Source organism: Actinacidiphila acidipaludis (assembly GCF_019890725.1).
In the GTDB taxonomy this organism is placed as follows: domain Bacteria; phylum Actinomycetota; class Actinomycetes; order Streptomycetales; family Streptomycetaceae; genus Actinacidiphila; species Actinacidiphila acidipaludis.
On sequence record NZ_JAINZZ010000002.1, the window covers coordinates 242,214 to 267,507 of the forward strand.

Annotated in this window: 20 protein-coding genes; 19 read left to right on the top strand and 1 reads right to left on the bottom strand. The window is 72.2% G+C overall.

Annotated elements, in window-relative coordinates; translation table 11 throughout:
- The first annotated feature begins 190 nt into the window (after positions 1-190).
- From K7862_RS02820 to K7862_RS02885, 14 genes are all read left to right on the top strand, one after another.
- The gene (locus K7862_RS02820) at positions 191-2,044 is read left to right on the top strand and encodes a peptidoglycan D,D-transpeptidase FtsI family protein (protein ID WP_222960127.1); all 1,854 of its coding nucleotides are present in this window, start codon (positions 191-193) and stop codon (positions 2,042-2,044) included.
- Positions 2,041-3,762, top strand: a complete 1,722-nt coding sequence (locus tag K7862_RS02825) for a UDP-N-acetylmuramoyl-L-alanyl-D-glutamate--2,6-diaminopimelate ligase (protein WP_222960129.1) — start codon at positions 2,041-2,043, stop codon at positions 3,760-3,762. Before K7862_RS02820 ends, K7862_RS02825 begins: the two co-directional genes overlap by 4 nt.
- A complete protein-coding gene (locus tag K7862_RS02830; protein WP_222960131.1) occupies positions 3,759-5,171 on the top strand; it encodes a UDP-N-acetylmuramoyl-tripeptide--D-alanyl-D-alanine ligase in 1,413 nt (470 codons plus the stop codon). The genes K7862_RS02825 and K7862_RS02830 overlap by 4 nt, the downstream gene beginning before the upstream one ends.
- Positions 5,168-6,232, top strand: a complete 1,065-nt coding sequence (gene mraY, locus K7862_RS02835; protein WP_222960133.1) for a phospho-N-acetylmuramoyl-pentapeptide-transferase — start codon at positions 5,168-5,170, stop codon at positions 6,230-6,232. The genes K7862_RS02830 and mraY overlap by 4 nt, the downstream gene beginning before the upstream one ends.
- Entirely contained in the window at positions 6,229-7,704 is a 1,476-nt protein-coding gene (gene murD / locus K7862_RS02840) for a UDP-N-acetylmuramoyl-L-alanine--D-glutamate ligase (protein ID WP_308011814.1), read from the top strand. Before mraY ends, murD begins: the two co-directional genes overlap by 4 nt.
- A gap of 43 nt (positions 7,705-7,747) precedes the next feature.
- Positions 7,748-9,034, top strand: coding sequence for a putative lipid II flippase FtsW (gene ftsW / locus K7862_RS02845; protein WP_222960135.1), 1,287 nt, complete (start codon positions 7,748-7,750; stop codon positions 9,032-9,034).
- A gap of 5 nt (positions 9,035-9,039) precedes the next feature.
- Entirely contained in the window at positions 9,040-10,131 is a 1,092-nt protein-coding gene (gene murG, locus K7862_RS02850) for an undecaprenyldiphospho-muramoylpentapeptide beta-N-acetylglucosaminyltransferase (RefSeq protein ID WP_222960137.1), read from the top strand.
- A 148-nt stretch (positions 10,132-10,279) separates the two neighbouring features.
- The gene (locus K7862_RS02855) at positions 10,280-11,083 is read left to right on the top strand and encodes a cell division protein FtsQ/DivIB (protein WP_222960139.1); all 804 of its coding nucleotides are present in this window, start codon (positions 10,280-10,282) and stop codon (positions 11,081-11,083) included.
- A gap of 262 nt (positions 11,084-11,345) precedes the next feature.
- Entirely contained in the window at positions 11,346-12,560 is a 1,215-nt protein-coding gene (gene ftsZ / locus K7862_RS02860) for a cell division protein FtsZ (RefSeq protein WP_222960141.1), read from the top strand.
- Positions 12,561-12,591: 31 nt separating this feature from the next.
- Positions 12,592-13,308, top strand: a complete 717-nt coding sequence (gene pgeF / locus K7862_RS02865; RefSeq protein ID WP_222960143.1) for a peptidoglycan editing factor PgeF — start codon at positions 12,592-12,594, stop codon at positions 13,306-13,308.
- The gene (locus K7862_RS02870) at positions 13,305-14,048 is read left to right on the top strand and encodes a YggS family pyridoxal phosphate-dependent enzyme (protein ID WP_222960145.1); all 744 of its coding nucleotides are present in this window, start codon (positions 13,305-13,307) and stop codon (positions 14,046-14,048) included. Before pgeF ends, K7862_RS02870 begins: the two co-directional genes overlap by 4 nt.
- A 94-nt stretch (positions 14,049-14,142) precedes the next feature.
- A complete protein-coding gene (locus K7862_RS02875; protein ID WP_222960393.1) occupies positions 14,143-14,766 on the top strand; it encodes a cell division protein SepF in 624 nt (207 codons plus the stop codon).
- 64 nt (positions 14,767-14,830) lie between these two features.
- Positions 14,831-15,118 (top strand): YggT family protein, encoded by a 288-nt coding sequence (locus tag K7862_RS02880; RefSeq protein ID WP_222960148.1) that lies wholly within the window; start codon positions 14,831-14,833, stop codon positions 15,116-15,118.
- Between the two features lie 46 nt (positions 15,119-15,164).
- A complete protein-coding gene (locus K7862_RS02885; protein ID WP_222960150.1) occupies positions 15,165-16,286 on the top strand; it encodes a DivIVA domain-containing protein in 1,122 nt (373 codons plus the stop codon).
- Positions 16,287-16,495: 209 nt separating this feature from the next.
- Here K7862_RS02885 and ileS read toward each other — a convergent pair whose 3' ends face one another.
- Positions 16,496-19,687, bottom strand: a complete 3,192-nt coding sequence (ileS, locus tag K7862_RS02890) for an isoleucine--tRNA ligase (protein WP_222960152.1) — start codon at positions 19,685-19,687, stop codon at positions 16,496-16,498.
- 629 nt (positions 19,688-20,316) lie between these two features.
- Here ileS and K7862_RS02895 point away from each other — a divergent pair.
- From K7862_RS02895 to K7862_RS02915, 5 genes are all read left to right on the top strand, one after another.
- Positions 20,317-21,453: a TraR/DksA family transcriptional regulator gene (locus K7862_RS02895; protein ID WP_222960154.1), complete on the top strand. Its 1,137-nt coding sequence runs from the start codon at positions 20,317-20,319 to the stop codon at positions 21,451-21,453.
- 192 nt (positions 21,454-21,645) lie between these two features.
- Entirely contained in the window at positions 21,646-22,242 is a 597-nt protein-coding gene (gene lspA / locus K7862_RS02900) for a signal peptidase II (protein WP_222960156.1), read from the top strand.
- Positions 22,243-22,273: 31 nt separating this feature from the next.
- Complete coding sequence (locus K7862_RS02905) at positions 22,274-23,215, top strand: RluA family pseudouridine synthase (RefSeq protein ID WP_222960158.1); 942 nt, start codon at positions 22,274-22,276, stop codon at positions 23,213-23,215.
- Between the two features lie 68 nt (positions 23,216-23,283).
- Positions 23,284-23,700 carry a GNAT family N-acetyltransferase gene (locus K7862_RS02910; protein WP_222960394.1) on the top strand — a complete coding sequence of 139 codons (417 nt, stop codon included), beginning with the start codon at positions 23,284-23,286 and terminating at the stop codon, positions 23,698-23,700.
- A 4-nt stretch (positions 23,701-23,704) separates the two neighbouring features.
- The gene (locus K7862_RS02915; protein WP_222960161.1) at positions 23,705-25,294 is read left to right on the top strand and encodes a Na+/H+ antiporter; all 1,590 of its coding nucleotides are present in this window, start codon (positions 23,705-23,707) and stop codon (positions 25,292-25,294) included.

Here is a 25,294-nt window from a genome sequence, read left to right on the forward strand (position 1 = left end):
CCCGGGCGCGGCCTCGGGTGCTCGTGCCCCGGGCGCGGGCGGCGGCTCCGGACGGGCACAGGGCGCCGGACACGGTGCGGGGAACGGCGGAGGGCAGAGCGGCGGGCAGGGCGGCGGCCGGGTCGGACCGCCGCGGCGGCCGGCGGCGTCCCGCCCCGTCCGCGGCCCGGTGCGCCCGTCGAAGCCCCGCATGGTGCGGCTGGGCCGGCCCAGGCCTCGGCTGCGGCTGGTCGGCGCGGCCCTCACCATCGTGATGGCCGTCTTCGTGGTGCGCCTGCTCCAGGTCCAGGCGGTCGACGCCTCCGCGTACGCGGCCAAGGCCGCCGTGAACCGCTGGGTGACGCACGAGGTGACCGCCGACCGCGGCACCATCACCGACCGGACCGGCGCGGACCTGGCCACCACCGTCGACGCCTTCGACATCACCGCGGACCCGTACCTGTTCACGCCCGGGCAGGCCAAGGTCGGCAACGCGCCGCAGCAGGCGGCGGAGCTGCTCGCGCCGATCGTCGGCGGGGACGCCACGAAGATCGCCCAGCAGCTCGCCGCCCCGAAGTCGCGCTACCAGGTCATCGCCAAGCAGCAGACCCCGCAGGTGTGGAACCAGATCAAGGACCTCAAGGCGGCGTTCGCCGCCAAGGCCGCGCGGAACCAGGGCGCCGACGTGCTGGCCGGGATCTTCAGCGAGCCGCACTCCAAGCGGGTCTACCCGGCCGGGGACCTCGCCGCGGGCGTCCTCGGGTTCGTCAACGGCGACGGGAAGGGCGCGGGCGGCCTGGAGTCGATGCTGGACAAGCAGCTCTCCGGCACCAACGGCAAGATCCGCTACGCCCAGTCCAACGGCCGGCAGGTGCCCACCGCCGGCACCCAGGAGCAGCCGGCGGTCCCCGGCGACGACGTGGAACTGACCCTGGACCGGGACATCCAGTGGGCCGCGCAGAGCGCGATCACCGCACAGGTCGAGAAATCCCGGGCGGATCGCGGGTATGTGACCGTGATGGACAACAGGACAGGCGAGATCCTGGCCATGGCCGACGCACCCGGCTACGACCCCAACGACCTGGCGCACGCCGACCCGGCCGCGCTCGGCAACGCCGCGGTGCAGGACGCCTACGAGCCGGGCAGTGTCAGCAAACTCATGTCGATGGCCGCCATACTGGACACCGGCACCGCCACCCCCCTCACCCGCGTCGTCGTGCCCGGCACGCTGCCCCGCGCCGACCGGATCTTCCACGACGACGTGCCGCACGGCACCTGGGACCTGACGCTCAACGGCGTGCTGGCCAAGTCCAGCAACATCGGCACCATCCTGGCCAGCCAGCAGCTCGGCAAGACACAGCCGCAGGCCAACCAGGTCCTGTACTCGTACCTGCGCAAGTTCGGCATCGGATCGAAGACCGGCCTCGGCTTCCCCGGGGAGACCCCGGGCATCCTGGCCAAGCCACAGGACTGGAACGCCTCGCAGCAGTTCACCATCCCGTTCGGCCAGGGCCTGTCGCTGAGCGCGCTGCAGGCCACGTCGGTGTACGCGACCATCGCCAACGGCGGGGTCCGGGTCCAGCCGTCGCTGATCCGGGGCATCACCGGGCCCGACGGCCGGTTCGTGCCCGCGCCGGCGCCCAAGAAGACCCGGGTGGTCAGCGCGAAGACGGCGACGACGCTCTCGCAGATGCTGGAGTCCGTCGTCGGCAGCGAGCAGGGCACCGGCGTCTACGCCCGTATCGACGGCTACCGGGTCGCGGGCAAGACCGGTACGGCCAACCGGGTGGACCCGGACACCGGCCGCTACAAGGGCTACACCTCGTCGTTCATGGGGTTCGCGCCGGCCGACAACCCGCGGCTGACCATCTCCTGCGTCATCCAGAACCCGACGAAGGGCAGCTACTTCGGCGGCGAGATCTGCGGCCCGGTCTTCAAGAAGGTCATGGAGTTCGGCCTCAAGTCCCTCGGCGTCGCGCCCTCCGGCAAGCCCGCGCCGAACCTGCCGGTCACCTTCGACCCCGCGGACCCGGTGTCCGCGGGGGGACAGAAGGCCCCGCGATGACCGGGCGGACGACGGGGAACGGGCTCGCTGACCAGCACGGCGGCAGGGACCGTCACAGCCGCGACCCGCTCGGGCCGCCACCGGGTGATTTTGACCCGGGGCCCCGGCACCCGGGTAATCTCACCGCCGTGCCCAACGCTGATCAAACCCTCAGACAGCCGGGCGCGCCGCGCCCGTCGCACCCGCGCCCCCAGCCGCTGGCCGAGCTCGCCGGCCTGCTCGGGGTGGCCGTGAGCGCCGGCGTGACCGGCGCGACCGGCCCGGTGGACGGTGCGGACGGCCCGGACGTCACCGGCATCACCCACGACTCGCGTGCGGTCCGCCCCGGCGACCTGTACGCGGCGCTGCCCGGCGCGCGCTTCCACGGCGCGGACTTCGCCGGCCAGGCCGCCGCGTCCGGCGCCGTGGCCGTGCTCACCGACCCGGACGGCGCCGAGCGCGCCGCGGCCACCGGCCTGCCCGTGCTCACCGTGCCCGACCCGCGCGGCGTGATGGGCGAGCTGGCCGCCGCGGTCTACGGCCGGCCCGGTGACGGGCTGCTGCGCATCGGTGTGACGGGCACCTCCGGCAAGACCACCACCTCGTACCTGATCGAGGGCGGCCTGCGGGCCGCGCGGCACGGCACCACCGGGCTGATCGGCACCGTGGAGACGCGGATCGGCGACGAGCGGATCAAGAGCGAGCGGACCACCCCGGAGGCCACCGACCTGCAGGCGCTGTTCGCGGTGATGCGCGAGCGCGGCGTGGAGTCGGTGGTGATGGAGGTCTCCAGCCACGCGCTGGTGCTCGGCCGGGTCGACGGAGCGGTGTTCGACGTCGGGGTGTTCAACAACCTCAGCCCGGAGCACATGGAGTTCCACTCCGGCATGGAGGACTACTTCCAGGCCAAGGCGCAGCTGTTCACGCCCCGCCGCAGCCGCCTGGGCGTGGTGAACCTGGACGACGAGTACGGCCGCCGGCTGGTCGCCGAGGCCACCGTGCCGCTGGTGACGTACTCGGCCGAGGGCCGCCTCGACGCCGACTGGCGCGCCGAGGACGTCGAGGCGGGGCTGATGGAGAGCCGCTTCACCGTCGTCGGGCCCAAGGGCGAGCACGTCCAGGCCGTGGCCCCGCTGCCCGGCCCCTTCAACGTGGCGAACACCCTCGCCGCGATCACCGCGCTGGCCGCCGCCGGGCTCGACCCGCAGGCGGCCGCCGACGGCATCGCCGCCGTGCCGGGCGTGCCGGGCCGGCTGGAGCGGGTGGACGCCGGCCAGCCGTACCTGGCGGTCGTGGACTACGCGCACAAGACCGACGCCGTCGAGTCCGTGCTGCGCGCGCTGCGCACCACCACCGAGGGCCGGATCCACGCCGTGCTCGGCTGCGGCGGCGACCGGGACCAGACCAAGCGGGGCCCGATGGGCGCCGCGCTCGCCCGGCTCGCGGACACCGCGGTTCTCACCTCGGACAATCCGAGGTCGGAGGACCCACTGGTTATCCTCGCCGCGATGCTGAACGGAGCAGTGGACGTCCCCGCCGCCGAGCGGGGCCACGTCGTCGTCGAACCCGACCGGGCCGCCGCGGTGGCCGTGGCCGTCGCTCAGGCGCGGCCCGGCGACATCGTGCTGGTGGCCGGCAAGGGCCATGAGCAGGGCCAGGACATCGCCGGAGAGGTACGCCCCTTCGACGACCGAGAGGTGCTGCGCGCCGCGATCGAGAAGGACCAGAAAAAGCTGTGATCCCCCTCACCCTCGCCGAGGTCGCACGCGCGGTCGGCGGGAGCATGCACGACATACCGGACAGTGACGTACGGATCACCGGACCCGTGGTCAGGGACTCCCGCGAGGTGGTGCCGGGATCCCTGTTCGTGGCCTTCGCCGGTGAACGCGCGGACGGCCACGACTTCGCCGCGGGAGCCGTGGCCGACGGCGCGGTCGCGGTGCTGGCCGCCCGCCCCGTCGGCGTACCCGCGATCGTGGTGGACGACGTCCAGGCCGCGCTGGGCGCGCTGGCCCGGCACGTGATCGCCACGCTGGGCGCCACCGTGGTCGCGCTCACCGGCTCCGCGGGCAAGACCAGCACCAAGGACCTGCTCGCGCAGCTCCTGGAGCGCCTGGCGCCCACGGTCTGGACGCCGGGATCGCTGAACAACGAGATCGGGCTGCCGCTGACCGCGCTGCAGGCCGACCAGGACACCCGCCACCTCGTCCTGGAGATGGGCGCGCGCGGCATCGGGCACATCCGCTATCTGACCGGCCTCACCCCGCCGCGGATCGGGATGGTGCTCAACGTCGGCAGCGCGCACATCGGCGAGTTCGGCGGCCGCGAGCAGATCGCGATCGCCAAGGGCGAGATGGTCGAGGGGCTGCCCCCGGCGGAGGAGGGCGGCATCGCGGTCCTCAACGCCGACGACCCGCTGGTGCGGGAGATGGCGAGCCGCACCAAGGCTCGGGTCGTCCTCTTCGGCGAGAGCGAGAACGCCGCGTACCGTGCCGAAAATGTCCGGCTGAACGAAAGGGGACAGGCGGTCTTCAGCCTGCGCACACCCACCGGGTGCGCCGACGTGACCTTGCGCCTGTACGGTGAGCACCACGTGTCGAACGCGCTCGCCGCGGCCGCCGTCGCCGGTGAACTCGGCATGCCCGCGGAGAAGATCGCCATCGCGCTCTCCGAAGCGGGCTCGCTCTCACGCTGGCGGATGGAGGTCACCGAGCGCCCCGACGGCGTGACGGTCGTCAACGACGCCTACAACGCGAACCCCGAATCCATGAGGGCCGCCCTGCGCGCACTGGCCGCGATGGGCACGTCAGCACAGGCACGGGGGGGCCGTACCTGGGCGGTGCTGGGACAGATGGCCGAGCTCGGCGAGCAGTCGCTGGCCGAGCACGACGCCGTGGGGCGGCTGGCCGTCCGGCTCAACGTCAGCAAGCTCGTCGCCGTCGGCGGTACCGAAGCCGCCTGGCTGCAAATGGGCGCCTATAACGAGGGTTCGTGGGGTGAGGAGTCGGTGCACGTGTCCGACGCTGAGGCGGCGATCGACCTGTTGCGCAGGGAAGTGCGACCGGGGGACGTCGTGCTGGTGAAGGCATCGAGGTCGGTCGGGCTCGAGGCAGTGGCGCTCGCGCTGATCGAGGGTGCCGGTCGATGAAGCAGATCCTCGTCTCCGGCGTCCTCGGTCTCTTCCTCTCCCTGATCGGCACCCCCCTGCTGATCCGCCTGCTGGCCTCGCGCGGCTACGGCCAGATGATCCGGGACGACGGCCCGAAGGCCCACCACAGCAAGCGCGGCACGCCCACCATGGGCGGCATCGCCTTCATCCTGGCGACGATCGTCGCGTACGCGGCCACCAAGCTGATCACCGGCGACAAGCCGTCGATGTCCGGCCTGCTGGTGCTCTTCCTCACCGCGGGCCTCGGCCTGGTGGGCTTCCTCGACGACTACATCAAGATCGTCAAGCAGCGCAGCCTGGGCCTGCGGGCCAAGGCGAAGATGGCCGGGCAGCTGATCGTCGGCATCGCCTTCGCGGTGCTCTCGCTGAACTTCCACGACTCGCGCAACCAGACGCCGGCCTCCACCAAGCTCTCCTTCACCACCGACTTCGGCTGGTCGATCGGCCCGGTCATCTTCGTGGTCTGGGCGCTGTTCATGATCCTGGCGATGTCCAACGGCGTGAACCTCACCGACGGCCTCGACGGCCTGGCGACCGGCGCGTGCGTGATGGCCTTCGCCGCCTACACCGTCATCGGCGTGTGGCAGTACGGCCAGTGGTGCGGCGCCCCGGTCAGCGCCAACGGCGCCTGCTACGAGGTGCGCGACCCACTCGACCTGGCGGTGGTGGCGGCCGCCTTGATGGGCGCCTGTTTCGGCTTCCTGTGGTGGAACACCTCGCCGGCGAAGATCTTCATGGGCGACACCGGTTCGCTGGCGCTGGGCGGCGCGCTCGCCGGTCTGGCGATCCTGTCCCGCACGGAGCTGCTGCTGGCCGTCCTCGGCGGCCTCTTCGTCCTCATCACCATGTCCGTGATCATCCAGGTCGGCTCCTTCCGCCTGACCGGCAAGCGGGTCTTCCGGATGGCGCCGCTGCAGCACCACTTCGAGCTCAAGGGCTGGAGCGAGGTCCTGGTCGTCGTCAGGTTCTGGATCATCCAGGGCATGTGCATGGCGCTGGGCCTGGGCGTCTTCTACGCCGCGTGGGTGGCCGCCTCGTGACCGCCCCCGCGCAGGAACCGGAGGCAGCCGTGGACCTGAAGGACGTACGGGTCACCGTCGCCGGCCTCGGCGTCTCCGGGGTGCCCGCGGCCAAGGTCCTGCACGGTCTCGGCGCGCGGGTCACCGTGGTCAACGCCACAGCGGGCGACAAGCAGCGGGCCGAGGCCGCCGAGCTGGAGGCGCTGGGTGTCAGCGTCCGCCTGGGCGACGGCGACACCCTGCCCGAAGGCACCGAGCTGGTCGTCACCACCCCCGGCTGGAAGCCGTCCAGCCCGCTGTTCACCGCGGCCGCCGCGGCGGGCGTGGAGATCTGGGGCGACGTCGAGCTCGCCTGGCGGCTCAGGAAGCCCGGCGCGGCGCCCTGGCTCGCGGTCACCGGCACGAACGGCAAGACCACCACCACCCGGATGCTCGCCGCGATCCTCGCCGCGGCCGGCCTGCGTACGGCGGCCGTCGGCAACATCGGCGTCTCCCTGCTGGACGTGGTGCTCGGCGACGAGGAGTACGACGTGCTCGCCGTGGAGCTCTCCAGCTACCAGCTCCACTGGGCGCCCAGCATCCGGCCGCACTCCGCGGCCGTGCTCAACCTCGCGCCCGACCACCTCGACTGGCACGGCTCGATGGCCGCCTACGCCGCGGACAAGGGCCGGATCTACCACGGCAACCAGGTCGCCTGCGTCTACAACACCGCGGACCCGGAGACCGAGCGGCTGGTGCGGGAGGCCGACGTCGAGGAGGGCTGCCGCGCCATCGGCTTCACCCTCCAGGCCCCGCGGCCGTCGGAGTTCGGCGTCGTCGACGGCATCCTCGTCGACCGGGCCTTCGTCGAGGACCGGGCGAACAACGCCCAGGAGCTCGCCGAGACCGGCGACGTCACGCCGCCGGCGCCGCACAACATCGCCAACGCGCTGGCCGCCGCCGCCCTCGCGCGCGCCTACGGAGTGCCGCCGGGCGCGGTCCGCGAGGGCCTGCGCGCCTTCACCCCCGACGCGCACCGCATCGCCGAGGTCGCCACCGTCGACGGCGTCACCTACGTCGACGACTCCAAGGCCACCAACACCCACGCCGCGGAGGCCTCGCTGGCCGCCTACCCGTCGATCGTGTGGCTGGCCGGCGGACTCGCCAAGGGCGCGGAGTTCGACGAGCTGGCCGCGCGGGCGGCCGGGCGGCTGCGCGCCGCCGTGCTGTTCGGCGCGGACCGCGCGCTGATCCGGGAAGCCCTCGCGCGACACGCGCCGCAGGTCCCGGTCACCGAGCTGGAACGGACCGACACTGGGGCGATGCCGGCCGCCGTCGCCATCGCCCAGGACCTGGCCCGGCCGGGCGACACGGTCCTGCTGGCGCCGGCCTGCGCGTCGATGGACATGTTCACCAACTACAACCAGCGCGGCGAGATGTTCGCGGACGCGGTGCGGGAGCTGGTCCGGGCATCGGCCGGCACCGCGGCCGGCGGAGGCCGGGCCGGGGACTAGCGCACCCGGCGGGCGCGCGAGCAGCGCACGAAAGAGGGGGCGCATGAGCGGCTACTCCGTCCGGTCGCGCGGAAGCGCGCTGCGCGGCGCGGCCCGCCTGCCGGGGCGGCTGCGCGCGGCGTGGGACCGGCCGCTGACCGCCTACTACGTCATCGTGGGCGCCGGCCTGCTGATCACCGTGCTGGGCCTGGTGATGGTGTACTCGGCCTCGCAGATCCAGGCGCTGCGGTACGGGCTGCCGTCGACGTTCTACTTCCGCAAGCAGTTGCTGGCGGTGGCCATCGGCGGGGTGCTGCTGTGGTTCGCCGCCCGCGCGCCGATCCGGCTGCACCGGGCGCTGGCCTATCCGCTGCTGCTGGGCGCGGTGTTCCTGATGTGCCTGGTCCAGGTGCCGGGGATAGGGCAGACGGTCAACGGCAACACCAACTGGCTGTCCATCGGCGGCCCGTTCCAGCTCCAGCCCAGCGAGTTCGGCAAGCTCGCCCTGGTGCTGTGGGGCGCCGACCTGCTCGCCCGCAAGAACGAGCGCCACCTGCTCGTGCAGTGGAAGCACCTGCTGGTGCCGCTGGTGCCGGTCACCGTGCTGCTGCTCGGGCTGATCATGCTGGGCGGCGACATGGGCACCACGATGATCCTCACCGCGGTGCTCTTCGGCATGTTGTGGCTCGCCGGCGCCCCCACCCGGCTGTTCGCCGGGGTGCTCGGCGGCGCGCTGGCGCTGGCGGCCCTGGCCATCGCGACCAGCCCCAACCGGATGGGCAGGCTGCACTGCATCGGGGCCACCTCGCCGGGCGGCAACGACCAGTGCTGGCAGGCCGTGCACGGCATCTACGCGCTGGCGTCCGGCGGCTGGTTCGGCACCGGACTGGGGGCGAGTGTGGAGAAATGGGGTGAACTGCCCGAACCGCACACCGACTTCATCTTCGCCGTGACCGGGGAGGAACTGGGCCTGGCAGGGACGCTGTCGGTGCTCGCCCTCTTCGCGGCACTAGGCTACGCGGGTATCCGCGTGGCCGGTCGTACGGAAGACCCCTTCGTCAGGTTCGCAGCGGGTGGTGTGACCACCTGGATCACGGCTCAGGCCGTGATCAACATCGGTGCGGTGCTCGGCCTGCTGCCGATCGCCGGTGTCCCGCTCCCGCTGTTCTCCTACGGAGGGTCCGCCCTCCTGCCGACGATGTTCGCGATCGGGCTGCTGATCTCCTTCGCCAGGAACGAGCCCGCCGCGCGAGCGGCTCTGGCCGTGCGGGGCCGGAACAACTCCCTGACGGGAGTGCTGAGACGGACGATGCGACGGCGCGCCAGACGGCGGCCGTCCGGAGAGCGGTGAATTCGGTGCATGTCGTACTCGCCGGCGGGGGGACCGCCGGCCACATCGAGCCGGCGCTCGCGCTCGCCGATGCCCTGCGCAGGCAGGACCCCACCGTGGGCATCACGGCACTGGGCACCGAGAAGGGCCTGGAGACCAGGCTCGTGCCGGAACGCGGCTACGAACTCGCGCTGATCCCGGCCGTGCCGCTGCCGCGGCGGCCCACCCCCGAACTGATCACCGTGCCCGGCCGGCTGCGCGGGACCATCAAGGCCGCCGAGCAGATCCTGGAACGCACCAAGGCCGACTGCGTCGTCGGGTTCGGCGGCTACGTCGCGCTCCCCGGCTACCTGGCCGCCAAGCGGCTGGGCGTGCCGATCGTCGTCCACGAGGCCAACGCCCGCCCCGGGCTGGCCAACAAGATCGGCTCGCGGTACGCGCACGCCGTCGCCGTCTCCACACCGGACAGCAAGCTGCGGGACGCCCGGTACATCGGCATCCCGCTGCGCCGCACCATCGCCACCCTCGACCGCGCGGCGGCCCGCCCCGAGGCGCGTCACGTCTTCGGCCTCGACCAGAACCTGCCCACGCTGCTGGTGTCCGGCGGCTCGCAGGGCGCCCGGCGGCTCAACGAGGTGATCGCCACCGTCGCCCCGCGCATGCAGCAGTCCGGCATCCAGATCCTGCACGCGGTGGGACCGAAGAACGAACTGCCTCGGTCCGACAACATGCCCGGCATGCCGCCGTACCGCCCGGTGCCCTATCTGGACCGGATGGACCTGGCCTACGCCGCCGCCGACATGATGCTGTGCCGGGCCGGCGCGATGACCGTCGCCGAACTGTCCGCGGTCGGGCTGCCCGCCGCCTACGTGCCGCTGCCGATCGGCAACGGCGAGCAGCGGCTCAACGCCCAGCCGGTGGTCAAGGCCGGCGGCGGACTGCTGGTCGACGACGCCGAACTCACCCCGGAGTGGGTGCTCGGCAACGTGCTGCCCGTGCTCACCGATCCGCACCGGCTGTACGCGATGTCCCGCGCCGCCGCCGAGTTCGGCCGCCGCGACGCGGACGAGCTGCTGGTGTCCATGGTGTACGAGGCGGTCTCCGCCCGCCGGAAGTGACCGCGGACGCTCCGCGGGACGCCCGCCGGCGATGGCGCGCCGGGGGAACGGGTCCCGCGGAGTTCCCCGCCGGGGCTGGCACGATGGGTGATACAGCGACACGAGGCGAGCGGCCCGGCTCCGCGGCCGTCGACGTGGGGAGGCAGCGGTGACCGGAACGCAGGCCGCGGCGCGGCGCACCGGCCCCGCGGGCGCGCCCCCGCCCGCCCGAGGCGGGCGGCCGCGGATCAGGATCACCCCGCCCTCGCGCCGGACTTCGCTGATCGTGCTGGTGCTGCTCACCGTGCTGGGCGGCGGCACGACCTGGGCGGTGTACGGGTCCGGCTGGTTCCGGGCGACCAAGGTGACGGTGCGCGGCGAACGGGTGCTGACGGAGGCGCAGATCGAACAGGCGGCGGCCGTGCCGCTGGGCGGTCCGCTGGCCTCGGTCGACACCGGCGCCGTCCGCGAGCGGCTGCTGACCGCGCTGCCGCGCCTCGCACGGGTGGACGTCGCCCGCTCGTGGCCGCACACCGTGACCGTGACGGTGACCGAACGCGTTCCTTCCGCGGTGCTGCAGAACGGCCGGAAGTTCACCGAAGTCGACCGTGACGGTGTGCGGTTCGCGACCGTCGACCGCGCCCCGGCCGGTGTTCCGCTGGTGCGGTTGACGCCCGACGCCTCAGGGGCCGCGGCCAGTCTGCGGGTGTTCGGCACCAGCCGGCTGCTGCAGTCCGCGATCGCGGTCTCCCGTGATCTCCCGGACGCGCTGCACGGCCGGGCGACGGCGATCCGGGTGCGTTCCTTCGACGGCATCAGCGTCGAACTCACGGGCGGGCGTGACGTGATGTGGGGGAGCGCGGAACAGGGCGCGTTCAAGGCGTCGGTGCTCACCGCACTGATGAAGGCGGAGCCGCACGCGACGCACTACGACGTCAGTGCGCCCAGCGCACCTGCGGCTTCGGGGAGTTGACGCCCCCTCGGGCAGTGCCGCCACGGGGTCCGACCCCTGGCGGGACGGAGGACGGCGTGATCACATAGGGTGAAAAGAAAAACGGGAGGTTCGGCGTGTTCGTTGAACCATCACCGCTTGTCGACTTAGTGTCTCGTCCCAAAGGAACACGGGGACAGACATACTGGTAACCCTAAACCTCAGGGTTAGGGTTCGGAACGGCAACGGCGAACGCACCGACCGTCCCACCCGGATTCGTAACTCGAGGCGAGAGGCCTTCGACGTGGCAGCACCGCAGAACTACCTCGCAGTCATCAAGGTCGTCGGCATCGGCGGCGGTGGCGTCAACGCCATCAACAGGATGATCGAGGTCGGTCTCAAGGGCGTCGAGTTCATCGCGATCAACACCGATGCGCAGGCTCTGCTGATGAGCGACGCCGACGTCAAGCTCGACGTCGGCCGTGAGCTGACGCGCGGGCTCGGCGCCGGGGCCAACCCGGACGTCGGCCGCAAGGCCGCCGAGGACCACCGCGAGGAGATCGAAGAGGTGCTCAAGGGCGCCGACATGGTCTTCGTCACCGCGGGCGAGGGCGGCGGCACCGGCACCGGCGGCGCGCCCGTCGTGGCCAACATCGCCCGCTCGCTCGGCGCGCTGACCATCGGCGTGGTCACCCGGCCCTTCACCTTCGAGGGCCGCCGCCGCGCCAACCAGGCCGAGGACGGCATCGCCGGCCTGCGGGAGAACGTCGACACCCTGATCGTCATCCCCAACGACCGGCTGCTGTCCATCTCGGACCGCCAGGTCAGCGTGCTCGACGCGTTCCGCTCGGCCGACCAGGTGCTGCTCTCCGGTGTGCAGGGCATCACCGACCTGATCACCACGCCGGGCCTGATCAACCTCGACTTCGCCGACGTGAAGTCCGTGATGTCCGAGGCCGGTTCGGCCCTCATGGGCATCGGCTCGGCGCGCGGCGACGACCGGGCGGTGGCCGCCGCCGAGATGGCCATCTCCTCGCCGCTGCTTGAGGCGTCGATCGACGGCGCCCGCGGCGTGCTGCTCTCCATCTCCGGCGGCTCCGACCTCGGCCTCTTCGAGATCAACGAGGCCGCCCAGCTGGTCAGCGAGGCCGCCCACCCGGAGGCCAACATCATCTTCGGCGCGGTCATCGACGACGCGCTCGGCGACGAGGTGCGGGTCACCGTCATCGCCGCGGGCTTCGACGGCGGGCAGCCGCCGACCAAGGGCAACCGCGACAAGGCGCTCGGCGGCTACGCCTCGCGCGACGACGCGTCGGTGCCGCGGAGCGACAGCCCGCGCCCCTCCTCGTCCTTCAACGGCCTCGGCAGCATCCCGCCGGCCCCGGTCGAGCGGGACCCGGAGCCGGCGCCGGTCGCCGAGACCCCGGTGACGCCGCCGTCCATCCCGCCGATCGTGCCCCCGGCCCGCCCGTACCAGGACTCGGCCGAAGAGCTCGACGTCCCCGACTTCCTGAAGTGACCGCCCGGCAGTGATAGGGCACAGCACGGCAGTGGACGGCGCACACTTCGCCTTCACCGACAGGTGGGGCGGCGTGAGCGCCGTTCCGTATGACAGCCTCAACCTCGGCGGCGCGGTCGGTGACGACCCCGCGGCCGTCCACGCCAACCGCGCCCGCGCCGCCGAGGCGCTCGGCCGCGACCCGGAGCGCGTGGTCTGGATGAACCAGGTGCACGGCCGGGACACCGCGGTCGTCGACCGGCCGTGGGGCCGGGACCCGGTGCCCGCGGTGGACGCGATCGTCACCACCCGCGCCGACCTCACGCTCGCCGTGCTCACCGCCGACTGCGTGCCGGTGCTGCTCGCCGACCCGGTGGCCGGGGTGGCCGCCGCCGCGCACGCCGGCCGGCCCGGACTCGTCGCCGGGGTCGTGCCCGCGGCCGTCGAGGCGATGACCGCGCAGGGCGCTCGGCCCGAGCGGATCACCGCCGTCATCGGCCCCTCGGTCTGCGGCAAGTGCTACGAGGTGCCCGCGGCCATGCGCGACGCGGTGGCCGCGGTCGTACCGGAGGCGTTCGCCGCCACCAGCTGGGGCACACCGGCGGTGGACGTGGGCGCCGGGGTGCGCGCGCAGCTCGCGCACGCCGGGGTGCGGATCGCCGACGCGCCCTCGGTCTGCACCCTGGAGTCCCCCGACCACTTCTCCTACCGTCGCGACTCCGTCACCGGACGGCTCGCGGGCTATGTCTGGCTGGACGGAACCGCGTGAACCACACTGCTGCCTCCGGCAGTTCGGACAGAAGTGATCAACTCCGGGCAAATCTGGCGCAGGTGGAGGAGCGGATCGCCGTTGCCTGCCGCGCGGCCGGCCGGGACCGCGGGGACGTCACCCTGATCGTGGTCACCAAGACCTATCCGGCCTCCGACGTGCGGCTGCTGGCCGGACTCGGGGTGCGGAACGTCGCGGAGAACCGCGACCAGGAGGCCGAGGCCAAAGCCGCCGAGTCCGCCGATCTGCCGCTCAGCTGGCACTTCGTGGGCCAGTTGCAGACCAACAAGGCGCGCTCGGTGGTCGGTTACGCTGATCATGTGCACTCCGTCGACCGGCTCCGGCTGGTCGGCGCGCTGTCCCGAGCGGCCACCGCCGAGGGACGGCAGGTCGGTTGCCTCGTCCAGGTCGCACTGGACGCGGAGTCGGGAGCGCAGGGCGAACGCGGCGGAGTCGCACCCGACGCGGTCGGCGCGCTCGCGGACGCCGTGGCGGAGGCCGAGGGTCTCCGGCTGGACGGACTGATGACCGTAGCACCGCTCGCCGGCGGCTATGCGGGCCAACCCCGCGCTGCCTTCGATCGGTTGATGGAAATCTCATCCCGCCTGCGCGAGACCCATCCGGCTGCGAACATGGTCTCGGCAGGGATGAGCCAGGACCTCGAGGAAGCGGTGGCGGCCGGAGCGACACATGTCCGCGTCGGTACGGCGGTACTCGGAGTCCGTGCACGGCTCCGGTAACGTCACCAAACAAGTCGGACCACAGCACAAATATGGTGTGGCGGCCGTCCGACAGGCGGCCGAGGACGGCAACCCCGCTGAGAGGACGCAGAGCATGGCCGGCGCGATGCGCAAAATGGCGGTCTACCTCGGCCTCGTGGAGGACGACGGATACGACGGCCCGGGCTTCGATCCCGACGACGAGTTCGAGCCCGAGATCGCGACTCCGGCCGGCGGCCGGGCGGTCCCGGAGCCCGAGCGCACGGCTCCGCGCCGCCCGCTGCCCCAGCACGTGCCGCCGAGCCAGCACCAGCCGCCGCAGGACGAACCGCCCCGGCTCGTCCACGCGCCGGCACCCCGTGAACCCCGGATCGCCCCAGTGGCATCCATCACACCCGAACGTCACAGCCTGGAGAAGAACGCACCCGTGATCATGCCCAAGGTCGTGTCCGAGCGCGAGCCGTACCGGATCACGACACTGCACCCCCGGACGTACAACGAAGCCCGTACCATCGGGGAACACTTCCGTGAGGGCACGCCGGTGATCATGAACTTGACGGAGATGGACGACACGGATGCGAAGCGACTTGTCGACTTCGCGGCGGGTCTCGTCTTCGGCCTGCACGGGAGCATCGAGCGGGTGACGCAGAAGGTGTTTCTGCTCTCGCCTGCTAACGTCGATGTCACGGCGGAGGACAAAGCCCGGATCGCCGAGGGCGGGTTCTTCAACCAGAGCTGAGCGATACGCAACCGCAGGACCGGCCGACAGGCCGCTGACGAGCAAGGGGAGAGGGAAGCGCGAGATGAACGTCGCACTCCAGGTGCTGTACATCGCGCTGTACTGCTTCCTTGCCGTCCTCATTTTCCGGTTGGTGATGGATTGGGTCTTCCAGTTCGCCCGTTCATGGCATCCTGGGAAGGCCATGGTGGTGGTTCTGGAAGGCACCTACACTGTCACCGATCCGCCACTCAAGCTTCTGCGGCGGTTCATTCCGCCGCTACGTCTCGGGGGCGTGGCGCTCGACCTGTCCTTCTTCGTATTGATGATCATCGTGTACATCCTGATCTCCGTCGTCGGGGGCTTGATGTGAACGGTGTGGGCTCCCGATATGTCGACGATCACGTTGAGGTGAAGAGATGCCGCTGACCCCCGAGGACGTTCGGAACAAGCAGTTCACGACCGTCCGCCTCCGAGAGGGCTATGACGAGGATGAGGTCGACGCCTTCCTCGACGAGGTGGAGGCGGAGCTGACCCGACTGCTCCGCGAGAACGAGGATCTGCGGGCCAAGCTGGCCGCGGCCACTCGTGCCGCCGCGCAGAACCAGCAGCAGGGCATGCGCAAGCCGGAACCCCAGGACCGGCCGGTGCCCGCTGCCATATCCGGACCGCAGCCGGTGCCCCAGCAGCAGATGGGTCCGCCCCAACTGCCCGGAGGAGCACCTCAGCTGCCCGCGGGGCCCAGCGCCCAGCACCCGATGCAGCAGGGTCACCCCATGCAGCAGCAGGGTCCCGGCCCGATGGGCCAGCACCCGATGCAGCAGGGTCACCCCATGCAGCAGCAGGGTCCCGGCCCGATGGGCGGGCACCCCATGCAGCAGCAGGGTGGACCCGGTGGTGACAGTGCCGCCCGTGTGCTGTCGCTCGCGCAGCAGACCGCCGACCAGGCGATCGCCGAGGCGCGTTCCGAGGCCAACAAGATCGTCGGTGAGGCGCGCAGCCGTGCCGAGGGCCTGGAGCGGGACGCCCGCGCCAAGGCCGACGCACTGGAGCGGGACGCCCAGGAGAAGCACCGCGTCGCGATGGGCTCGCTGGAGTCCGCCCGCGCCACGCTGGAGCGCAAGGTCGAGGACCTGCGCGGCTTCGAGCGGGAGTACCGGACGCGTCTGAAGTCCTACCTGGAGTCGCAGCTGCGCCAGCTGGAGAACCAGGCGGACGACTCGCTCGCCCCGCCGCGCACCACCCCGCCGGCGCCGTCCCTGCCGGCCGCGTCCTCCATGGGCGGCGGCACGATGGGTGGCAACGGCATGGGCGGCATGACTCCGGCCGGCGCCGGTGCCATGGGCCACGGTGCCGGGCCGTCCTACGGCGGCGGTCAGGGCATGGGCGGTCACACGCCCGGCCCGACGTACGGCGGTCAGCAGCAGATGTCGCCCGCGATGACGCAGCCGATGGCTCCGGTGAGGCCGCAGGGCCCGTCGCCGCTGCAGCAGGCGCCGACGCCGATGAGGGGCTTCCTCATCGACGAGGACGACAACTAACCAGAGCAGCCAGTTCGCTGGTCTCTAGGGCCGGGCCTCCGGGGAACCGTTTCCCCAGGAGGCCTGGCCCTTTTGTGCGCTGTGCGCACCGGTACAACGCCGTGTGCGCTGTGCGCACCGGTACAACGCCGTGTGGGCCGTGCGCGCCGGCGCAACGCAGTGGGGCGGCCCCCCATCCCGGGGGGCGCCCCACTGCGTTGCCTCAGCGGTCAGGCGGACTTGCGGAGGTGGAACGTGAGGCCGAGGGCCTCGTCGGTGAAGGGGGCGCCGAAGCCCTCGCCGCCGGAGCCGGCCTCGAAGCTGTCCGCCAGGACCTCCTCGGAGATCAGCCCGGCGTGCTCGGCCAGCGCGGTCGTCAACTCGCCCTCACCGGCGGCGTACCGCACGTCGATGCGATCCGTCACCTCCAGACCGGAGTTCTTCCGGGCCTCCTGGACGAGCCGGATGACGTCCCGGGCGAGACCGGCCAGCCGCAGCTCAGGTGTGACCTCCAGGTCCAGCGCGACCGTCGCACCCGCGTCGGACGCCACCGACCAGCCCTCACGCGGGGTCTCGGTGACGATGACCTCCTCGGCGGAGAGGACCACGTCCTCGCCGTCCACGAGGACCGTCGCCGTCCCGTGCTCCCGCAGGTCCGCCGACAGCCGGGCCGCGTCCGCGGCGGCCACCGCGGCCGCGACCGCCTGGACGCCCTTGCCGAACCGCTTGCCCAGCGCCCGGAAGTTGGCCTTGGCGCTGGTGTCGACGAGTGAGCCGCCGACCTCGGAGAGCGACGCCAGCACCGAGACGTTGAGCTCGTCCGCGATCTGCCGGCGCAGCTCGTCCGAGAGGTTCTCGAAGCCCGCGGCCGCGACCAGCGCCCGCGACAGCGGCTGCCGGGTCTTGACGCCCGACTCGGCCCGGGTGGCCCGGCCGAGCTCGACCAGCCGGCGCACCAGCTGCATCCGCTCGGACAGCGCCGGGTCGATCCACTCCCCGGCCACCTGCGGCCAGGACGCCAGGTGCACCGAGTCCGGCGCGTCCGGCACCGCCGCGACGACCAGGTCCTGCCACACCCGCTCGGTGATGAACGGCACAAGCGGCGCCATCAGCCGGGTCACCGTCTCGATCACGTCGTGCAGCGTGCGCAGCGCGGCCGCGTCGCCCTGCCAGAACCGTCGCCGCGACCGGCGCACGTACCAGTTGGACAGGTCGTCGACGAAGCCCGACAGCAGCTTTCCGGCGCGCTGGGTGTCGTAGGACTCCAGCGCCTCGGTGACGTCGCGCACCAGCACGTTGAGCTCGCCGACCAGCCAGCGGTCCAGCAGCGGGCGGTCCGCCACGGCCGGGTCCGCCGCCGAGGGCGCCCAGCCGGAGGTGCGGGCGTACAGCGCCTGGAACGCCACGGTGTTCCAGTAGGTGAGGAGCGTCTTGCGGACGACCTCCTGGATCGTGCCGTGGCCGACCCGGCGGGCGGCCCACGGCGAACCGCCGGCGGCCATGAACCACCGCACCGCGTCGGCGCCGTGCTGGTCCATGAGCGGGATGGGCTGCAGGATGTTGCCGAGGTGCTTGGACATCTTGCGGCCGTCCTCGGCCAGGATGTGGCCCAGGCACACCACGTTCTCGTACGCCGACTTGTCGAACACCAGCGTGCCGACCGCCATCAGCGTGTAGAACCAGCCGCGGGTCTGGTCGATCGCCTCGGAGATGAACTGCGCCGGGTAGGTCCGCTCGAAGATCTCCTTGTTGCGGTACGGGTAGCCCCACTGCGCGAACGGCATGGAACCCGAGTCGTACCAGGCGTCGATGACCTCGGGCACCCGGGTCGCGGTCAGCGTGCACTCCGGGCACGCGAAGGTGACCTCGTCGATGTACGGGCGGTGCGGATCGAGGCCCGACTGGTCGGTGCCGGTCAGGGTGCTCAGCTCGGCGAGCGAGCCCACGCAGGTGAGATGGCCCTCGGAGCAGCGCCAGATCGGCAGCGGGGTGCCCCAGTAACGGTTGCGGGACAGCGCCCAGTCGACGTTGTTGTTCAGCCAGTCGCCGTAGCGGCCGTGCTTGACCGACTCGGGGTACCAGTTGGTCCGCTCGTTCTCGCGCAGCAGCGCGTCCTTGACCGCGGTGGTGCGGATGTACCAGGACGGCTGGGCGTAGTAGAGCAGCGCGGTGTGGCAGCGCCAGCAGTGCGGGTAGCTGTGCTCGTACGGCAGGTGCCGGAACAGCCGTCCGGTCGACTGGAGTTCGGCGACCAGCAGCTCGTCGGCCTTCTTGAAGAACACGCCGCCGACCAGCGGCACGTCCGGCTCGAAGGTGCCGTCCGGGCGCACCGGGTTGACCACCGGCAGCCCGTACCCGGCGCAGGTCTTGAGGTCGTCCTCGCCGAACGCCGGGGACTGGTGCACCAGACCGGTGCCGTCCTCGGTCGTCACGTACTCGGCGTTGACGACGTAGTGCGCGTCGGGGATGTCCACCAGGGTGAACGGCCGCTCGTAGGACCAGCGTTCCATCTCGCGCCCGGTGAAGGTCTGCCCGGTCGGCTCCCAGCCGCTCCCTGGGCCCAGCGGCCCGGGAGGCGCCCCCACGCCCAGCGCCTTGCCGAGCAGCGGCTCGGCGACGACGAGCTGCTCGGTGCCGTCGGTGGCCACCACGTACGTCACGTCGGGGTGCGCGGCGACCGCGGTGTTGGACACCAGAGTCCAGGGCGTGGTCGTCCAGACCAGCAGCGAGGCCTGCCCGGCCAGCGGCCCGGAGGTCAGCGGGAAGCGGACGTAGACCGACGGGTCGACGACCGTCTCGTAGCCCTGCGCCAGTTCGTGGTCGGACAGGCCGGTCTGGTCCTTGGGACACCAGGGGGCGACGCGGTAGTCCTGGACCAGCAGACCCTTGTCGAAGATCTGCTTGAGCGACCACCACACGGACTCCACGTACTCGGGGTCCATCGTGCGGTAGGCGTCGTCCAGGTCGACCCAGTAGCCCATGCGCGTGGTCAGTTCGGCGAACGCGTCGGTGTGCCGGGTGACCGACTCACGACACTTGGCGTTGAACTCCGCGATGCCGTACGCCTCGATGTCCTGCTTGCCGGTGAAGCCCAGCTCCTTCTCAACGGCCAGCTCGACCGGCAGGCCGTGGCAGTCCCAGCCCGCCTTCCGCGTGACGTGGTAGCCCTGCATGGTCTTGAACCGCGGGAAGACGTCCTTGAAGACGCGCGCCTCGATGTGGTGGGCGCCCGGCATGCCGTTGGCGGTCGGCGGGCCCTCGTAGAACACCCAGTCGGGACGGCCGGCGGTCTGGTCCAGCGAGCGGGCGAAGGTCTTGCGCTCGCTCCACAGGGAGAGCACCTCGTGCTCGAGGGCGGGCAGGTCCACCTGGGCGGGCACCTGGCGGTACTGCGGCTGGGACGGCTCGTGCTGCGGGCTCATCTGGGTCTCTTCCTCCGGCGGACACTCGTCGCTCGTGGCGGACTTCCGTCGGAGGGACGAGAGCCGACGACGATCGCTCCCGCGGTACCACCCTCCTTGGCGGTACGGCACCCTGTCGGGTCCCGCCGCCCCCTCATTGGGGTCGCGAGGCCGGGTCTACTGCCCGCGGCAGATGCGCGCGGTGTTCTTCCGGCGGCTCCGGGGTGATCTTCGCGTCGCGCACACCCCCGGGCTTCCACCGTCCCCGGGTCGCTCATGGCTGCGTGCGGCGTTACTCGTCCCATCCACGCCTTTCGCTGGGGCCAGTGTACGGGGAGGCGCGCCCCACGGCCGCACGGATTACCTCCGGGGCGCCGCGCCGGTGGTCTGACCCGAATGGCGGGCGTCCGGCCGGTTCGCCGTCATTGCGCCCGGCGGCCCGGAATACCTGGCCGTGAGCTGGGCACAACGGATGCAGACCGGTGTCCCGCAGGGGGGTACGGGTCGACCGGGCAGCGCGCCCCGTTGCCGCGGATCGACGCCCGTTTTACCGTTTCCGGCACGATTCGCGCACAAGATCACGGATGTGAAGGGGTCGCGGCCATGGTCGTGAGCAGAGCCGCACGAAACCGGCGGCGAGGAGGACGGCCTTGACGGGCGCAGCCACGACCGCGGCCGGGAAGTCCGCCGGCCGGAAGACCGCGAAGACCGCGAAGAAGGCCACGGCCCAGAAGGCCGCGGCCAAGAAGAGCGCGGCCAAGAAGAGCGCGGCCAAGAAGAGCGCGGCCAGGAAGGCCACGGCCGGAAAGGCGGGGACCAAGGCGGCGGCCGGTACATCCGCCGCCGGGAAGAGCCCGGCCAAGAAGGCTGCGGCGACGAAGGCTGCGGCGAAGAAGGCCACGGCCGCGAAGTCCGCGGCCAAGAGCACCGCCGCCGGCAAGGCCACGGCGACGAAGGCGGCCGCGAAGAAGGCGCCCGCCGGCAAGGCCACGGCCACGAAGGCGGCGGCGGGGAAGGCCCCGGCCAAGAAGGGCCCGGCCAAGAAGGCCCCGGCCAAGGAGGCGGCGGCCAAGAAGACCGCCGCCAAGAAGGCCGGCGCCGAGAAGGCCGGCACCAAGAAGGCCACCGCGAAGAAGGCTCCGGCCAAGGACGCGGCGGCGAAGAAGGCCCCCGCCAGGAAGGCGGCGGCCACGAAGGCCCCGGCCGGGAAGGCGGCGGCGGGCAGGAGCACCGCCGAGCAGACCGCCGCCAAGAAGGCGGCGGCCACGAAGAAGGCGACCGGGAAGACGGCCGCCGGGAAGACAGGAGCCCGCAAGGTGGCAGCGAAGAAGACCGTGGCCCAGACGGCCGCGACAGCAGGGTCCCCGGTCCCCGCCGCCCGAACCGCGGCCGAGCCCGGCACACTGGCCGTCCTCCCCGGGGAGGACCCCTGGACGGCGGAGGAGGTCGAGGAGGCCCGCGCCGAACTGCTCGGCGAGGTCGAGCGGCTGCAGGCCGAGATCGAGTCGTCCGAGGCGGCCGTGGCGGGCCTGATGCGGGACGGCGGCGACGGCGCGGGGGACGACGCCGACACCGGCACCAAGAACATCACGCGCGAGTACGAGCTGGCCCTGGCGGCGAACACGCGCGAGACCCTCACCCAGGCCACGCACGCCCTGCAGCGCCTCGACGAGGGCACGTACGGGCTCTGCGAGATGTGCGGCAACCCCATCGGGAAGGCCAGGATGCAGGCGTTCCCGCGGGCCACCCTGTGCCTGGACGACAAGCAGCGGCAGGAGCGCCGCTGACCGCCCGCGAGACCGGGCCCCACGGCCCCCACGGCGTCCCCCGGGCCCCGTTCCCGGCCGTCCCCCCGCGCGCGCCGTCCACGGTGGGCGCGGGGACGCCGCCGGGGGACCTCGCGCGTGCCCGTGCCGTACCCTCGTCATCAGTCAGGATTTCGGCCTGGCGGGCACGGAGCACAAGGCTGAGGGACTCACGTGACGGAAGCGGACCGCACCATCGCCACACCGGACACCCCGGAAGAGGGACCGGACGCCCCCGCGCGGGATGCGGCGTCCGGCGCGTCCGCCGTGGACCCCTCCCCGGCCCGCCGGCGCCGCGTGCCGGTGCTCATAGGCGTCGCCGCCCTCGCGTACCTGCTCGACCTGCTGTCGAAGCTGTGGGTGGTGCACAGCCTGGAGCACCACGACCCGGTGAACGTCCTCGGCCACTTCCTGCGGCTCGACGCCACCCGGAACGCCGGCGCCGCCTTCGGCATGGGCCAGGGCATGACCATCGTGTTCACGCTGATCGCCGTCGGCGTCATCGCGGTGATCGTGCGGCTGTCCCGCCGGCTCTACAGCACCCCCTGGGCGATCGCCCTCGGCCTCCTGCTCGGCGGCGCCTTCGGCAACCTCACCGACCGGGTGTTCCGCGCTCCCGGCGGCTTCCAGGGCGCGGTGGTGGACTTCATCTCGCCCGAGCACTTCGCGATCTTCAACCTGGCCGACTCGGCGATCTGCTGCGGCGGCGCCCTGATCGTCCTGCTGTCCTTCCGGGGTGTGAACCCGGACGGTTCCCGGCACGAGGACTGAGCGGTCCGTCCCGTCCGGCATACTCGATCAGGTGAGTACGCTTCCCGAAGTCCGTTCCCTGCCGGTGCCCGAGGGCCTCGAAGGCGAGCGCGTCGACGCCGCCATCGCCCGTATGTTCGGTTTCTCGCGCACCAAGGCGGCCGAGCTGGCCGCGTCCGGCAAGGTCTCGCTGGACGGGACGGCGGCGGGCAAGTCGGAGCGCGTCCGCGGCGGGGCCTGGCTGGAGGTCGAGATGCCGGCGCCGGCCGCGCCGGTGGAGATCGTCGCCGAGCCCGTCGAGGGCATGGAGATCGTCCATGACGACGACGACGTCGTGGTGATCGTCAAGCCGGTCGGCGTGGCCGCCCACCCGAGCCCGGGCTGGACCGGCACCACCGTGATCGGCGGCCTGGCCGCGGCCGGGTACCGGATCTCCACCTCGGGCGCCGCCGAACGCCAGGGCATCGTGCACCGGCTGGACGTCGGCACCTCCGGCCTGATGGTGGTGGCCAAGTCCGAGCGGGCCTACAGCCTGCTCAAGGCGCAGTTCCGCGACCGGGTCGTCGACAAGCGCTACCACGCGCTGGTCCAGGGCCATCCCGACCCGCTGAGCGGCACCATCGACGCGCCGATCGGGCGCCACCCCCACCACGACTACAAGTGGGCGGTCGTCGCGGACGGCAAGCCGTCGGTGACGCACTACGACCTCGTCGAGGCGTTCCGCTCGGCCAGCCTGCTGGACATCAAGCTGGAGACCGGCCGCACCCACCAGATCCGGGTGCACATGGCCGCCCACCGCCATCCCTGCGCCGGCGACATCACCTACGGCGCCGACCCGACGCTGGCCAAGCGGCTGGGCCTGACCCGGCAGTGGCTGCACGCGGTGCGGCTGGGCTTCGAGCACCCCGCGGACGGCTCGTGGGTGGAGTTCGAGAGCCGTTACCCGGCGGACCTGCAGCACGCGCTGGACACCGTCCGGGCGGACAGCCAGTGACCGCCGTCGGTTCCGGTGAACAGGTGCGCGCGGCGGTGCGGGTCGTCGCCGCCGGCGACGCCCAGAGCATGTCGGCGGTGCACGCGATCCGCCACGAGGTCTTCGTCGTCGAGCAGGACGTCCCGCCCGAGGTGGAGTGGGACGGCAAGGACGACCGGGCCGTCCACGTGCTCGCCGAAGGCGTGGGGACCGGCCGGCTGCTGCTCGGCGAGGACGCGGCCGGGAAGAACGGCGGCGACCCGGAGCTGGCGGTCCTCGGCCGCCTCGCGGTGCTCAGGTCCGCCCGCGGCGCCGGTCACGGCGCCCGGCTGGTGCGGGCCCTGGAGGACGAGGCGCGGCGGCTCGGGCTGCGCGGGGTGTACCTGGAGGCTCAGGTGCACGCGATCCCGTTCTACGAGAAGCTCGGATATACCGCGTACGGCCCCGAGTTCCAGGACGCGGGCATCGCACATCGGGCCATGAAGCGGGCATTCGTGACAATCTGACGGCGTGGATCAGCTCGCCCTCTTCTTCTCGCTCGCCCTCCTGGCCATCATCATGGTGCCGGTGGGGGACCGGGTCGGGCTGCCGTCACCGGTCCTGATGACCCTGTGCGGCGGGGTGCTGGCCCTGATCCCGCAGGTGCCGAACGTGCGGATCGACCCGTCGCTGATCCTCCCGCTGCTGCTGCCGCCCCTGCTCTACGCGGCCGCCCAGCGCACCTCCTGGCGGCAGTTCGCGGCCAACCGGCGGGCCATCTTCCTGCTCGCGGTGGGGCTGGTCTTCGTCAGCATGGCCGCGGTGGCGGCGGTCGCCGACGCGGTCGTGCCGGGCATCACGCTGGCCGCGGCCTTCACCCTGGGCGCCCTGGTCGCGCCACCCGACCCGGTGGCCGCGACCGCGGTCGCCGGATCGCTCGGCCTGCCCCGCCGCATGATCTCCACCCTGGAGGGCGAGGGGCTGTTCAACGACGTCACGGCCATCGTGCTCTACCACGTGGCGGTGGCCGCGGCGGTGTCCGGCGAGTTCTCCGTGGGGCACGCGGCACTGGAGCTGCTGCTGTCCGCGGTCGTCGCCGTCGGCGTCGGCCTGGTGCTCGGCTGGGGCGCCAACAAGCTGATGGGTGTGGTCGAGGACCCCACGCTGCAGGTCGGCCTGTCGCTGCTGGTGCCGTTCGCGTCGTACGCGCTCGCCGAGGAGTTCCACGGCTCGGGCGTGCTGGCCGTGCTCACCACCGCGCTGTTCCTGTCGGAGTACGCCTACGCCGCGGACGACGTGACGGCCCGGCTGGCCGGCAACACCTTCTGGGAGATCGTCGACACCCTGGTGACCGGGGTCGCCTTCGGGCTGATCGGCCTCGAACTGCACCAGGTGTTCAGCGTCGGCGGGGGCAACTGGGGGCCGATGCTGCGGCACGCCGCGGTGGTGGTCGCGGTCGTCGTGGTCGTCCGGCTGCTCTACCTGCTGCCCGCCGCGTGGCTGGCCAGGAGGCTGCACCGGGTCCGGGACATGGACGAGGACATCCCGATGACCTGGCGCGAGACGGTCATCATGTGGTGGGCGGGGATGCGCGGCGTGGCGTCGGTCGCCCTCGCGCTGGCCATCCCGCTCGACACCGACCACGACGGGCCGTTCCCGGCCCGTCACGAGCTGCTCTTCATCGCCTTCGCGGTGGTGCTCACCACCCTCGTCCTGCAGGGACTGACCCTGCCCGCGCTGGTCCGGCGGCTCGAGGTAGGGGCCGACGTGCAGTCCGAGCACGAGCTGGAACGGGCGCTGGCCCTGCGCGCGATGAAGGCGGCCAGGACCCGGCTGAAGGAGATCGAGGCCACCGAGACGCTCGACGAGGACCTGTCTGAGATGCTGCACCACCGGGCGGTCGAGGTGGGCGCCCGCATCTCGCCCGACATCCTGGACGACGAACGCCGGGAGAGCCACGCCCGCCGGCTCAAGCGCCTGCGGGAGCTGCGCCGCATCCAGGAGGACATGCTCTCCGCGGCCCGCCACGAGGTGCTGGCCGCCCGCAGCGAGCCCGGCAGCGACCCGGAGATCGTCGACCGGGTGCTGCGCTCGCTCGACCTGCGCTCGATGCGCGGCTGA